Source organism: Sphingomonas sp. SUN019 (genome assembly GCF_024758705.1).
Lineage (GTDB): Bacteria > Pseudomonadota > Alphaproteobacteria > Sphingomonadales > Sphingomonadaceae > Sphingomonas.
Genome location: NZ_CP096971.1, coordinates 2764254 through 2777477, shown reverse-complemented (window position 1 = coordinate 2777477; position 13224 = coordinate 2764254). Strand labels below are relative to the sequence as shown.

Here is a 13224-nt window from a genome sequence, read left to right as displayed (position 1 = left end):
CTAGAGGCCGCGCAGATGCCAAGACCTTCGGCTCGGGTAATCCTGTTAGTCGAACAGTCCGTCTTGACTGCCCGGCGGCGGACTTAGTCCAAGGTGCTTCCACCCGCCCGCATTCAGGCACCGCCCGCGCGCCGTCCGTGCGATCAGGCCGAGCTGGATCAGATAGGGCTCGATCACTTCCTCCACCGTATCGCGCGGCTCGCTCAGGCCCGCGGCCAGCGTCTCCACCCCCACCGGCCCGCCGCGATAGACGTCCGCGATCATCGTCAGATACCGCCGGTCCATCGCATCCAGGCCCAGCGCATCGACCTCCAGCCGGTTCAGCGCGCGGTCCGCCGCCACCGCATCGACGGTCAGCGTCCCCGCCACATTGGCGAAATCACGCACCCGCCGCAGCAGGCGTCCGGCGATGCGGGGCGTGCCGCGCGCGCGCCGCGCGATCTCCACCGCACCGTCGGGCGCGACATGCAGGTCGAGCAATCCAGCCGCGCGCGTCACCACCCGCGTCAGTTCCTCGACGGTATAGAATTGCAGCCGCACCGGAATCCCGAACCGGTCGCGCAGCGGCGTGGTCAGCAATCCCTGCCGCGTCGTCGCCCCGACCAGCGTGAATCGCGGCAGATCGATCCGCACGCTGCGCGCGGACGGCCCTTCGCCGATCATCAGGTCCAGCGCGCGATCCTCCATCGCCGGATACAGAATTTCCTCGACCGCGGGCTGCAACCGGTGAATTTCGTCGATGAACAGCACGTCGCCGTCCTCGAGATTCGTCAGCAACGCCGCCAGATCGCCCGACTTCGCGATCACCGGCCCGGACGTGGCGCGAAACCCCACCCCCATCTCGCGCGCGACGATCTGCGCCAGCGTCGTCTTGCCCAGCCCCGGCGGCCCGAAAAACAACACATGGTCCAGCGCATCGCCGCGTGCCTTCGCCGCCGCGATGAACACCCGCAAATTCTCGCGCGCCGCCTGCTGCCCGACGAAATCGTCGAGGCTCTTCGGGCGCAGGGCGGCATCGACGTCTTCGGACCGGCGGGCGGGGGTAAGGAGGCGATCGGCGTCGGTCATCGTCCGCCGTTCCCTACCCGTTCGCCCGTCCGCGTGTCGAGCGAGGTTATCGCGCGTCGTTCAGTAGAATGCGTCGCGGATCACGTCGTAGATCCGTCCCGTCCGTGTGCCGACCAGCAGCAGGTCGGGCCCATAGCGCACCCAGCGATAGCCGCGCGGCGGCGGACCAATGCCCAACCGTCCATAATCGTTGAAGTAATAACGATCGGCCAGGAACAGCCGCGGCAGGATGACGCCGATCGCCCAGCGACGATAACGATAGCCACGCGGATAATTCCAGCCGGGATAGTTGATCGGGCGGAAATTGGGCGGACGTCCCGCGCCGGGCCGATGCGGCGGCCGCGGCGGACGCACCTCGGGACGGCCAGGCCGTGGCGGCTGAATCTCGGGTCTACCAGGACGAGGCGGCTGGACTTCAGGTCGGCCGGGACGCGGCGGCTGGACCTGCGGGCCGCCGGGTCTCGGTGGTCGAATTTGCGGCCCGCCCGGTCTGGGCGGCTGAACCTGCGGGCGCTCGGGCGGCGCGGGGCGCGTCGTCTGTTGCGCGATCGCTATGTCGGAAATTACCAGCAGTACGCCCGTCGTCATCAGAAGAAGCCGCTTCATCACCGTCTCCTGTCTCTGTGCAGAGGCAGGCTAGAACGCTTCAACAGACGGAGCAAGCCGCCCCTCAGACGCTCCAGCTTGCCCCATATCCGCGCTGCTTCAGCGGTCGACATGATGCGTGGTGACCGAGGTCACTTCGCTGCCTTGCGCAATGCCAGCCGAACCAGCGCATCCAGCGTCGCGTCAGCGTCAAGCTCGGCCTCCGCGGCCGCCACCGCCGCCGCCGCTTCGGCCGGACGAAAGCCCAGATTGAGCAGCGCCGACACCGCGTCTGCGCCCGCCCCGGCCGGCGCGTTCACCGCGGCCGGCCCGAGCGTCGCGGCGATGCCGCCAACCTTGTCCTTCAATTCGCGCACGATCCGCTCGGCCAGTTTCGGTCCCACGCCGTTCGCGCGCGCCACCATCGCCTTGTCCTGGCTCGCGATCGCGCGGCTCAGGTCGACCGGCTCGAACGCCGACAGGATCGCCAGCGCCACCCGCGCGCCGACCCCCTGCACGCTGGTCAGCAACCGGAACCAGTCGCGTTCTTCCGCGCGCGCGAAACCCACCAGCCGGATGAAGTCCTCGCCCACCAGCATCTCGGTGAACAAGGTCGTCGCCTCGCCCACCGGGCCGATGCTCGCCAGCGTCCGCGACGACGCGCCGACCAGATAACCGACCCCGCCGACATCGATCACCGCATGGTCGATGTCGGTCGAATCCAGGCGGCCTTTGAGATGCGCGATCATGCGCTCGGCTATGCGACGGCTACTGCCAGGCGGCAAGCGTCAGGGCCGATCGCCGTCGTTCGCCCACAGGCCCGGCGTCGCCACCTCCAGCACATGGCCGTCGGGATCCTCGAAGTACAGGCTCCGACCGCCCGCCGGCCAGCGCATCTCGCCCCGCAGCGGCACGTCCGCGGCGGTCAGATGCGCGCGCCACGCATCATAGTCCTGCTCGGCGATCGCGAACGCCATGTGCAGCGGCCCACGCCCATCATGCCCAGCCACCGTCCCGCGATCCGACACCATGTCGGCAGTGGATTCGCCGCGCGCGAACACCAGCAGCACCCCGCCATGCCCGGCGTCGAACGCCGTCAGTCGGCCGGTCTCCAGCATCACCGTCAGCCCGATCACGTCGCGAAAGAACCCGGCCGACCGCGCCATGTCGTCGACATACAGCGCCGTCTCCAGCAACCCCGCGATCGGCGGTGCGCTCACCGCCCGATCGACGAATAGGCGAAGCCCGCCTTCTCCGCCTCCGCGCGATCATAGACGTTGCGCAGGTCGACCAGCACCGGAACCGCCACCGCCGCCGCCAGACGGCTGAGGTCGAGCGCCCGGAACGCGTCCCATTCAGTGACGATCACCACCGCATCCGCGCCCGCCGCGGCATCATAAGCGTCGCTGCAATAGGTGATGTCGGGCATCAGCCCGCGCGCCGCCTCCATCCCTTCGGGATCGAACGCGCGCACCGTCACGCCCGCATCGGTCAGCGCCTGCACGATCGAGATCGCGGGCGCGTCGCGCATGTCGTCGGTATTGGGTTTGAAGGTCAGCCCCAGCACCGCAACCGTCTTGCCGCGCGCTTCGCCGCCCATCGCGGCGATCACCTTGCGGCCCATCGCGCGCTTGCGGCTGTCGTTGGCCTTCACCACCGCCTCGACGATGCGCACCGGCGCATCATAATCCTCCGCTGTCTTCAACAGCGCCAGCGTATCCTTCGGGAAACACGAACCGCCATAGCCCGGCCCCGCGTGCAGGAACTTCCGGCCGATACGGTTGTCCAGCCCGATCCCGCGCGCCACGTCCTGTACGTCCGCGCCGACCGCCTCGCACAGATCGGCCATCTCGTTGATGAAGGTGATCTTGGTCGCCAGGAACGCATTCGCGGCATATTTGATCAGTTCGGCGGTGCGCCGCCCGGTGAACATGATCGGGCTTTCGTTCAGGTAGAGCGGGCGATACACCTCGCGCATCACGTCCATCGCACGCGCGTCGTCGGTGCCCAGCACGATCCGGTCGGGCCGTTTGAAATCGCCGATCGCCGCGCCTTCGCGCAGGAACTCGGGATTGGACACGACCGCGAACGCCACGTCGCCGCGCGTGTCGCGCAAAATGGTTTCGACCCGGTCGCCCGTACCGACCGGCACGGTGGATTTGTTGACCACCACCAGCGGACCGGTGGCCGCCTGCGCGATTTCCTCGGCGGCGGCATAGACGTACGACAGATCGGCGTGGCCATCGCCCCGCCGTGACGGCGTGCCGACCGCGATGAACACCGCATCGGCGTCCGCCACCCCAGCGGCGATATCGGTCGTGAAGCTCAGCCGACCGGCCGCGACATTGGTCGCGACGAGCTGGTCGAGGCCGGGTTCGTAGATCGGCATCCGCCCGGCGAGCAGCGCGTCGATCTTTCCCGCGTCTTTGTCGACGCAGGTCACGTCGTGGCCGAAATCGGCGAAGCACGCCCCCGACACGAGACCGACGTAGCCAGAACCGATCATGGAAATGCGCATCGCTGGCCCCCTGTGCCGTCACGCGCGCCCCCCGCGCCGCGACGCGCGGTCTTTAGCGGAAGTACAGGGTGAAGCGCCAGCCGAAGTCTAGGCGGGTCGCGCTGGATTTTCGATACAAAGAAAAAGGGAGGCCGGCATCAGCCGACCTCCCCAATTCTTTGCCGTCTGGCAAGCCGGTCTTACTGGCCCGAACCCGGACCGTAAGTGACTTCCACGCGACGGTTCTGTACTTCGCGCACACCATCGGCGGTATCGACGCGCGGACGGCTTTCGCCGAACGCTTCGGTCGAGATCACGCCATCCGGGATGGCCTTCGACGTGAGGTACGCCTTCACCGCGTCGGCACGACGCTGCGAGAGACCCACGTTGTAGGATGCCGCACCCGAACGGTCGGCGTGGCCGGCCAGCATGACCTGCGCGTTGCCGCACGACTGGTACTGCGTGACCGCGTTGTCGAGAATCGACGCCGCTTCCGGGGTGATGTCCGACTTGTCCCACTCGAAGAACACGATGAACGGACCCGGCGAGCAGACCACCTCGGGCGGAGGCGGCGGCGGCGGGGGCGGAGGAGGCGGCGGCGGCGGCGGCGGAGGCGGAGCTTCCGGTTCGCCGAAGTTGTAGGTCACGCCACCCAGGATGCTGTGCGACCGGAACCGCGACTCGAACGAGCGGTTCAGGAAGTCGACCAGCTTCACGTCCTGCGCATTGAAGAAGCGATACTTCAGCGAGACGTCGATGTTGTCGGTGATCGGAGCGCGAACGCCGGCGATGCCCTGATATGCGAACACGGTGTCCGAATCGTTCAGGAAGCTTCCGCGCTGGTTGAGCGCGATGCGGGTCTTGACCCGCGCCACACCGGCGCCGCCGCCGATGAAGCCCTGAATGCCGTCGTCATCGCCGAAGTCGAGCATGGCATTGACCATGAAGCTCAGCGCGGTCGAACGGCCGCCAGCCTGATTGTACGTGCCGGCCGGCGCATTCTGCGTCGTGGTGCCGGTGTTGAACGGCGTCACGGTCGACGACGCATAACCATCGACATCAGCCGACTTATAGGCGACTTCGGCTTCCATGCGGAACCCGCCGAAATCATATCCGATCACGCCATCGGCATCATAGCCGTAATCGCTGTTCAGAATTCCCTGACCCGACGTCGCGGCAGTCGTGCCCGCAATGTCGTAATCGATATCTTCGACGATCATACCGCCGAATTCTGCACCAACGTACCAAGCATTATCGCGCGCCAAGGCGGGCGAAGCCAGTGCGGTGGACGCAAGCGCCATAACTACGGCAAGCTTCCGCATCGTAATCCCCTTTCCAGTGTGTCACTCGGACAGCGCAAACTCACTACCCAAAGCTTGGTTTCCACGCAAGCGAACAAATGGCCGGGGTGTTGCTGAAATAGCACGTTTTCGGGGGTCAGGACGCCAGCAATCCATGTTCGATCAATGCGGTGAGCATCAGGGCGACTGCAGCACGCGCTTCGGCGTCCACGGTTGCGCCGCCGGTCGGAGGCGGAACGGCGGGCTGTTGCGCACCGACAACCTGCACGCCGTCGACCAGCAACCGCGCCACCGGAACGTCGCCGGCACGCCATGCGCCTGCGGCAAACCGCACGTCCACGCCATCGGCGACGCTCCACGCGCGCATCCCCTCCCGCGCCGCGACGAAGCGCCAGCCGCCCGCCGTCCACCCCGCGATCGCGCTGGCGCGCCCGGCCCACGCCCCGACCGGCCCCGGTCCCACGATCCAGCAATCGCCGGGCGCGGGGCCGGACGGCGGCGTATCGACGCCCACCGCCACCACCGCCGCCTGCACCGCCAGATCGATCAGCGCGAGCGCCTCGTTATGCGTCGTCTCCTTCTGCGCTTGTCCCGCATGAAGCTGCGGCAGGTCCAGCCGTGCCGATCGGTCGTCGCTCATCGTGGTGTCTCCTTTATATCGCCGCGCTCAACGCAGGCGATTCCCCGTTGGTCCCGAGCTGCCGGACGGTGATCGCAACCGGTCCGCCCGCTCGCTCGCCGGCGGTCAGCATCGTCTCGGGCAGGACCGTCTCGATCGTCCGCGCAGCGCCAGCCGCCGGCGCGATCGTCACGCGGTAAGCCTCGCGCTCCTCGCCCAGCGGCGCGTCGACCGCGTCGCTCCAGCGCCAGCCGATCCGGCTGCGCCGCGCCCAGCGCAGCATTGCGCCGCCGTCCGCGGTCGGCAGCGCGGTCAGCCCGACCGGCGCGGGCGGCAGGATCGACGCGCCGGTCATCACCGCCATCGTTTCCGCCGCGCCGCCGGTATCGCCCGCCCCGCTCGCCATCACGCGGATCGTCGCACCCGGCGTCACGTCCACCGGCAAGGTGAGCGAACTGTCCGCCTCGATCAGTACGAACCGTGCACCAGCGCCCGGCGGCGCGCCCGCCATCCCGCGCCGCGCGCGCCACAGGCCGGACAGCCGCCAACGCCGCGCGCCGATCGGCTCCGCAAGCTCGAACTGCAGCAATTCGTCGCCGACCAGCGCCAGGTTCGCGCCGCGGTCGATCGCGGGCGGATCGGCGCTTTCCAGCGTCATCGCCTCATGCGCCAGCTCGACTTCGATCGTGTTAAAGCGGTCGACCAGTGTCGCCGATCCACTGCCCGGCGGTGACACGACGATCCCGATCGTCCCCGCCGCCGCGGTTCCGCCAGCGGCGATCCACGTCACGCCGTCATCCAGGCTGTAGAGCAACGCCGCACGCCGCCAGCCTGGCTCGCTCCCCGCCGCGACGATCGTCAGTCGCGGCACGGTCAGAAGGGTGTCACCCAGCGCAGGCGTCTCGAACGCATGGACGATCGTCGTCCCGATCGCCGCATCCGGCGCACCCAGCACCCGCCCGCCGCTCGCTGTCGCAGGCAGCGTCGCCGCAACGACCGGCGTCAGTTCCAGCGTCACCGCCATCTTCTCCAGCGTCGCCTCGCGCACCCGCCACACGCCGCTTTCCCCGGTGATCGTCACCCCGTCGCCCGGACCGATGCCCAGCGCCGACACGTCGGTCGTCACGCGCCGCCGCACCCGCACAGCCTCGGCCCGCGCCAGCATCGCCTCGGCCATTGTCTTCGCCGCATCGGCAGACAGCGCCGCGGGCATCTCGACCGCTTCGGCGCGCATTCCCGTACCCGGCCGTCGCGCGCGCTGCACCCCGGCCTGATAGTCGCGCGCCGGATCGTAATGCGCCACCGACACGCTCAACGGCACGGTCTCCAGCGGTGCGATCGTCCGCATCCGCCGCGCACCACCGGTCCCGGCATCTTCCACCGCAACGGTCGCGCCCACATCGCTCCGCATCGCCAGCGTATCGCCGACCGGCGCGAACCACGCCCCCGACGCCTCCGCCAGCGTCTCCAGCACCCCTCGCACACCATCGCCATACGCCGAAAAGCCGTCGACCCTCGCGCCCGGCCCCTCGCCGGTCACAACCCCGTCGCCAATTTCGCGCGCAATGCGCCCGATCGCCACCGGCGCATCGTCCGCCACCACCTCAAACGTCAGCGACGGAATGCGGTTGCCGAAATCCGCCAACGCCAGATTCTCGAACACCACATAGGCGATGCCGCGATGCGCCGGGGCGAGGCCAATCCCCTCCGCGCTCGCGATCAGCGGATCGACCGCCTGATCCTCACCGCCGGAGTGCAGCCGGAACCCGGTCGTCGCCTTCCAGTCCCCCGCCGCCCCGCGCAGCAATTTCCCCTCTGCCCAGATCCGCCCGACCGACCGCACCGGCCGCCCGGACAAAGCGACCGCGAACGACGCCGCATAATTATATGTCGTCGTCGAAGGCTGCCCCTTCCCACCGCTGCGCTTTTCGCGCGTCTCGATCAGGTCGGTCGCCCAGATCACCGTCCCCGCCACGCGCATCGTCCCGAAGATCTTCGCGATCGGCGATCCATAGGACGATGTCTGCACCGCCAGTTCGGTCAACCGCGGCCCTTGCCGCCCCTTCGGCTTCAGCAATCGCCCATCGGCCGCAACGCCCAGCAGCCCCCCGATCGCCGCGCCGATCGGCCCGCCAAGCACGCCCCCCACGGTCGTCAGGATCAGCGTCGCCATAAATCGTCCCCTTCATCGATCCGCCACGCCCGCATCACGGGCCACGGCACGACCCCCGGCCGCTCGACCACCCGCCGCAACCCTGCATCGGCATGGACGAAGCCCGCGCCGGTCAGCACCACCAGATGCAACTGCCCCGGCCCAGCCCGGCACAGCAGCAGATCGCCAGCCCGATCGCCGTTGCACGCGGCCAATCCGCACACCTCGTCATCGAACGCCCCGGTCCGCAGCGCATAGCCCTCGGGAACCGGCCCCGAATAACCCCCCGCCCGCAGCGCCACCGCCGCGACCCCGACGCAATCCAGCCCATACGCAGGATCGCGCCCCTGCAGCCGGAACCGCACCCCGACCACGCCCCGCGCCGCCGCGACAACGCGTTCCTCCCGCATCACGCGCCCGGATACCGCGTCAGCAGGTCGATCCCCGGCAGATACGGCTCACCACGAAAGTTGGCGACATTCGCAAAACGCCCCGCACACGTCGCGACGCTCTTGTCGCAGCCCTCGGTCATGCGCCCACCACGGCCAGCGTTTGTAGAGTTCGCGCAAGCCGCTCGCGGGCAACGTTTCCATGACGCGCACCTGCTCGGCCGGCGGCAGCGCGATGAACGCGTCCAGTATCTGCCGGTCGGAGCCGCCCCGCGCCCGCCTACTCGCCACGCGCCCTCTGCTCCCTGACCTGCGCCTTTTCGACGCGCTTCTTCGCCGCCGCCAACGCCTTCAGCAGCAGCTGGTTCGTTTCCTCGCGCGTCATGTTCTTCAACGGCGCGCCGCCCCTCGGCGTCGCGCGCTGACCCTGCCGCGCCGCGCGGTGAAAGGTCAGCAGCCGCAACGCCTTGTCGAAATCGAACGGCGCGGGATCGGCCCCCGCTTCCACCGCGCGGTCCGCGTCGGGCTCGATCGGCATCGCCGCCCCGCCATGCTCCAGCGCGAGCGCCTCCAGCCGGTCGTACCCCATCTCCAGCGCCGCCTGCCACTGCGCGGCAAATACCGGATCGTCACGCCGCGTGCGGTAGATCGTCGAATCCTTGATCCCGGCGAAATCGGCCGACTTGCGCACGTTGCAGGTAAGCGCCAGCGCATCCAGAAACGCCTGCCGGCGCTTCAGCGTGAAATGCAAAGGCCCCGGCGTCCGCATCTTCCGCCGCCCGGCAGGTCCGGTGATCAGCCCGGTGATCGTCTCTCCCATCTCGCCCCCCGCCCCGCCAAACCCGCGCCGCCACCGACCCGCAATTCTTCAGCATTCCTGTTATGTACCGGAATAGCGTCGCGCTGTCAAGCAAAAATAACCGTATTGGTTCGTACGAGACTGGGAAGAGCGCAATTACTGTCGCGCGCGGAATGTCACGCCGATTGTCTGCGGGTCGCTGGGGGTCGCCAGGATCAGCCCCGAATTGCCCGCCTGGATCGTCACATTCTGGATATAGTCGCGGTCGAATAGGTTGCGCGCGAATACCGCCAGTTCCCATCCTTGTGCACTGCGAAAACCGATGCTGCCGTTGACCAGCGCATAGCTGCCGATCGTCGTGAAGCGTGATCCGGTCGGGTCGCCCAGTTGCCGCGTCTTCGCGACCGCGTCGGCATGAAGCAGTACCTCTCCGCCAGGCCCCGACAGCGGTAGCGCGTAATCGCCGCCCGCGGTCAGCGACCATTTGGGCAGGCCGGGCAGGCCCACCCCGCTCAGGTCGCATGCCGCGGCGGTATTGCCGATCCGCTCGATCGGACACGGGCCGCTCGGATAATCTGCATATTCACCGTCGGCATAGGCCACCGATGCGCGCAGCGACAAATCGCGCGTGAGCATCGCGATCGCATCCGCCTCGAACCCCTTCACCGTGACGCGCGGGATGTTGGCCAGATAGGTGCGCAGCGCCGCCGCCGCGCGCGTGTCGCTGACGTTGGTCTGGAAATCGGTGACGCGGGTATAGAAGCCATCGATGTTGAAGATCAGCCGGTTGTCGAACAATCGCGTCTTGAGCCCGATCTCATAGGCGGTGTTCTGTTCCGGGCGCACCACGGCGGTGCCGATCGCAGGCTGATTCTGGTCGTTCAGCGGCAGCCCCGACATGTTGATCCCGCCCGACTTCGCGCCCCGCGCAAAGCTGGCGTAGCCGAGGATATCGTCGGTGATTTGGTACGAGACGTTCGCGCGTCCGGTCACGTCGCCGTCCTTGTCACTGGCGGCATAGGTCTGCGGCCGCAGGATCGACAGCTTCGCGTTCATCAGCGCGGTGTTGGTGGTCGCCCGCCCGCCGAACACGAACGTATCGTACGTTCCTTCCTTCTCCTCATAGGTATAACGCAACCCCCCGGTCAGCGTCAGGCGGTCGATCGGGCGCCAATTGACCTCGCCGAACGCGGCGTAGCTGTCCGACCGGAAATCGGTCCGCCCGTCGGTCCCGTACCCGTCGAGCAGATTGCCCGGCACGGGGGTCACGATTTGGTTGGGCGCGGTCCCGGTGGTGACGCTGGTGCCGATCAGATAGCGCGCGGCGGCGGGGCCATAGATCGAGATCGGCCGTCCGATCACACGCTGACGAAAGAACTACAGCCCGCCGACATAGCTGACGGGGCCGTCGCCGTTGGACGCCAGCCGCAGTTCCTGGCTGTATTGATCCTGCCGCGACGGAATATGCTGTTCCAGCTGGATCGGTATGCCGGTGTAATCGCGGTCGTTCGCCGCATCCCAGTTCCAGAAGCGCCACGCGGTGACGGAGGTGAGCGTAGCGCCGCCCAGATTCCAGTCGACGATCCCGCCGACGCCGCCCTCGTTGGTGTCGACGCCGAGCGGCGCGTCGATATCGGTCAGACGATCGTACGGGTTGGTGCTCGGCGGGGCATAACCGAATTGCGCGGCCAGACCAGTCGGCCCGCCATATTGCCGCGTCGCGGTGCGCGGCACATCGCGCCCCGCCACGCGGTAGAACACCTGTGTGCAGCAATTGCTCTGGAAATTGGTGAAATCGGCGCTCAGCTTCACCTGCACGGCGTCGCTCGGCTTGAACAGCAACTGCCCGCGCACCGCCTGATTGCCGATCTGGTTGTGAGCGCGTCCGGTATTCACATTGTCGATCACGCCGTCGCGCCGCGTCACTACCGCGGAAATTCGCCCGGCCAGCGTATCGCCCGACAACGGCCCCGAGGCTGCTACCCGCGCCTGGACGAAATTGAAACTCCCGACCGAAAACTCCTGGCTGGCCTCTGGCGTAAAGCTGGGCGCGCGCGTCGTGATGTTGATCGCGCCCGCGGTGCTGTTCTTGCCGAACAACGTCCCCTGCGGCCCGCGCAACACCTCGACCTGCGCGATGTCGCTGAAGTCGAACGCCGCGGTCGCAGGACGCGCATGATAGACCTGATCGACGTAAAAGCCGACGCCCGGCTCCAGTCCGTCGTTCGCCTGGCTGACGGCCACCACACTGCTACCTAAGCCGCGGATCGTGAACGCGGTGTTGCGCGGATTGGCGGAGCTGTAGTTCAGCGCGGGGACCAGTTGCGCCAATTGCTGGGTGTTCACGGTGTACGACCGGTCGAGCAGGTCGCCCCCGACTACCGAAAGCGATCCCGGAATGCGCTGCGCATCTTCCGCCCGCCGCCGCGCTGTGACGGTCACTTCTCCGCCCAAAGGTTCCGCCCGATCTAGAGTTTCGGTGCGCAGCGCTGCATCCGTCGTCGACGCCTCGTCGGCCGACAACGCCTGCGCACCGGCCGGCACCGCACCAGTCGCCATCAGCAACGCCAGTGCGCTCGACGCCTGAAAATTCCGCATGATGCCCCCTCTTTGCGGCGCACTCCAACGGCGACTCGCTATATCCGGCCGTATATAGCAGGTCGCACGCGATGAAAGCGGCGACGTCCGCCTTTCGCTATCTCATCGCTTCGGGTCGATTTCCGCCGTCGCAGCCAGCGGCGTCTCACGCACCATGCCAGTCAGCGCGCGATACGCGTCGCTTTCAGTGATCACCGTCGATCGTTCCTCCAGCGCGCGATAGGCGGCCAGCACCGCGCGTCCGTTGTCGGTTAGCTGCGCGCCGCGCTCACGCCCGCCGCCTGGGTGCGCCGCAACCAGCCGTTCGCGAAAACAGCGGTTCATCTCGTCGACCAGCAGCCAGGCACGGCGATAGCTCATGCCCAGCGCGCGCGCCGCCGCCGAAATCGATCCCGCGCGCGCGATCGCCGCCAACAGGTCCGCCTTGCCCGGCCCCATCGCAAACGCATCGCCGCACACCAGTTGCAGCTTCAGCTTCAGCGCGCCGACCCGCATCCTATTTGCCGATCAGCACGTCGCTCGCCTTCACGATCACCGTCACCTGATCGCCCTCGGTAAGCCCGAGATCAGCGATCGCTTCCTCGGTGATGCTCGCGGTGACGATCATCCCGCCGCCGATATCGACCTTCACAGTGCCGTTGACTGCGCCGGGCGTAATCTTGGTCACGTGGCCGGGCAATTGATTACGTGCGCTGATTTTCATGCCTGCTCCCGATCAACGCGGAAAACATAACACCTGTCGGCCGATGCGACCACACAATCAGCGTCGCGCACGCGCGCAATAACCCCCGCCAGCGAACCCCCGCATCGCCGCCAGCGTCTCCTCGCTCAGATGGTGTTCCAGCCCCTCGGCGTCCATTTCCGCCACCGCTTCCGACACCCCCAGCGCGCGCAGGAACGCCACGACCAGTTCGTGCCGCGCCTTCGCCTTCGCCGCCATTTCGGTTCCGACGGGGGTCAGGAAGATCGAACGGTACGGCCGCATCTCGACCAGCCCGTCGCGCTTCAGCCGGTTCAGCGTGTTCGCGACGGTCGCCGGGGTCACCCCCAGCCGCTCGGCCAGGTCGGTCGCGCGCGCCTCGCCGGCATCCGCGATAAGGTCCGCGATCAGCTCGACATAGTCCTCCTGCGTTTCGGTGCGGTGCGCGGTGCGCACGCGGGCGAACCGCGCCGCCTGTTCTTGTGCATCCGGCAACGACACGCATTCGGCTCCCAT

The 13224-nt window shown here is 67.7% G+C and carries 15 protein-coding genes and 1 pseudogene; all 16 read right to left on the bottom strand.

Annotated elements, in window-relative coordinates; translation table 11 throughout:
* Positions 1–45 precede the first annotated feature (45 nt).
* Positions 46–1068: a Holliday junction branch migration DNA helicase RuvB gene (gene ruvB / locus M0208_RS13385; protein ID WP_258892172.1), complete on the bottom strand. Its 1023-nt coding sequence runs from the start codon at positions 1066–1068 to the stop codon at positions 46–48.
* Positions 1069–1128: 60 nt separating this feature from the next.
* The gene (locus tag M0208_RS13380) at positions 1129–1674 is read right to left on the bottom strand and encodes an RcnB family protein (RefSeq protein ID WP_258892171.1); all 546 of its coding nucleotides are present in this window, start codon (positions 1672–1674) and stop codon (positions 1129–1131) included.
* 131 nt (positions 1675–1805) lie between these two features.
* Positions 1806–2402, bottom strand: a complete 597-nt coding sequence (gene ruvA, locus M0208_RS13375) for a Holliday junction branch migration protein RuvA (protein ID WP_258892170.1) — start codon at positions 2400–2402, stop codon at positions 1806–1808.
* A 39-nt stretch (positions 2403–2441) separates the two neighbouring features.
* Entirely contained in the window at positions 2442–2873 is a 432-nt protein-coding gene (locus M0208_RS13370) for a VOC family protein (RefSeq protein ID WP_258892169.1), read from the bottom strand.
* Positions 2870–4171 (bottom strand): UDP-glucose/GDP-mannose dehydrogenase family protein, encoded by a 1302-nt coding sequence (locus M0208_RS13365; RefSeq protein ID WP_258892168.1) that lies wholly within the window; start codon positions 4169–4171, stop codon positions 2870–2872. The genes M0208_RS13370 and M0208_RS13365 overlap by 4 nt, the downstream gene beginning before the upstream one ends.
* A gap of 179 nt (positions 4172–4350) precedes the next feature.
* Entirely contained in the window at positions 4351–5472 is a 1122-nt protein-coding gene (locus M0208_RS13360) for an OmpA family protein (RefSeq protein WP_258892167.1), read from the bottom strand.
* A gap of 115 nt (positions 5473–5587) precedes the next feature.
* Entirely contained in the window at positions 5588–6091 is a 504-nt protein-coding gene (locus M0208_RS13355) for a DUF2793 domain-containing protein (RefSeq protein ID WP_258892166.1), read from the bottom strand.
* A 13-nt stretch (positions 6092–6104) separates the two neighbouring features.
* Positions 6105–8243, bottom strand: coding sequence for a phage tail protein (locus M0208_RS13350; protein WP_258892165.1), 2139 nt, complete (start codon positions 8241–8243; stop codon positions 6105–6107).
* Positions 8231–8632 carry a peptidoglycan endopeptidase gene (locus tag M0208_RS13345; protein ID WP_258892164.1) on the bottom strand — a complete coding sequence of 134 codons (402 nt, stop codon included), beginning with the start codon at positions 8630–8632 and terminating at the stop codon, positions 8231–8233. The genes M0208_RS13350 and M0208_RS13345 overlap by 13 nt, the downstream gene beginning before the upstream one ends.
* Positions 8632–8799: pseudogene (locus M0208_RS18595) on the bottom strand (phage BR0599 family protein); the annotation flags it as partial. The gene M0208_RS13345 and the pseudogene M0208_RS18595, both read right to left, overlap by 1 nt.
* A 92-nt stretch (positions 8800–8891) precedes the next feature.
* Positions 8892–9431: a hypothetical protein gene (locus tag M0208_RS18590; protein WP_408988101.1), complete on the bottom strand. Its 540-nt coding sequence runs from the start codon at positions 9429–9431 to the stop codon at positions 8892–8894.
* Between the two features lie 135 nt (positions 9432–9566).
* On the bottom strand, positions 9567–10772 hold the full coding sequence (locus M0208_RS18585) for a TonB-dependent receptor (protein WP_408988100.1): 1206 nt from the start codon (positions 10770–10772) through the stop codon (positions 9567–9569).
* 15 nt (positions 10773–10787) lie between these two features.
* Positions 10788–12008, bottom strand: a complete 1221-nt coding sequence (locus tag M0208_RS18580) for a TonB-dependent receptor (protein ID WP_408988099.1) — start codon at positions 12006–12008, stop codon at positions 10788–10790.
* A gap of 102 nt (positions 12009–12110) precedes the next feature.
* Complete coding sequence (locus tag M0208_RS13330; RefSeq protein ID WP_258892163.1) at positions 12111–12503, bottom strand: winged helix-turn-helix domain-containing protein; 393 nt, start codon at positions 12501–12503, stop codon at positions 12111–12113.
* Position 12504: 1 nt separating this feature from the next.
* Complete coding sequence (locus tag M0208_RS13325) at positions 12505–12711, bottom strand: molybdopterin-binding protein (protein ID WP_258892162.1); 207 nt, start codon at positions 12709–12711, stop codon at positions 12505–12507.
* A gap of 57 nt (positions 12712–12768) precedes the next feature.
* Complete coding sequence (gene mntR / locus M0208_RS13320; protein WP_258892161.1) at positions 12769–13224, bottom strand: manganese-binding transcriptional regulator MntR; 456 nt, start codon at positions 13222–13224, stop codon at positions 12769–12771.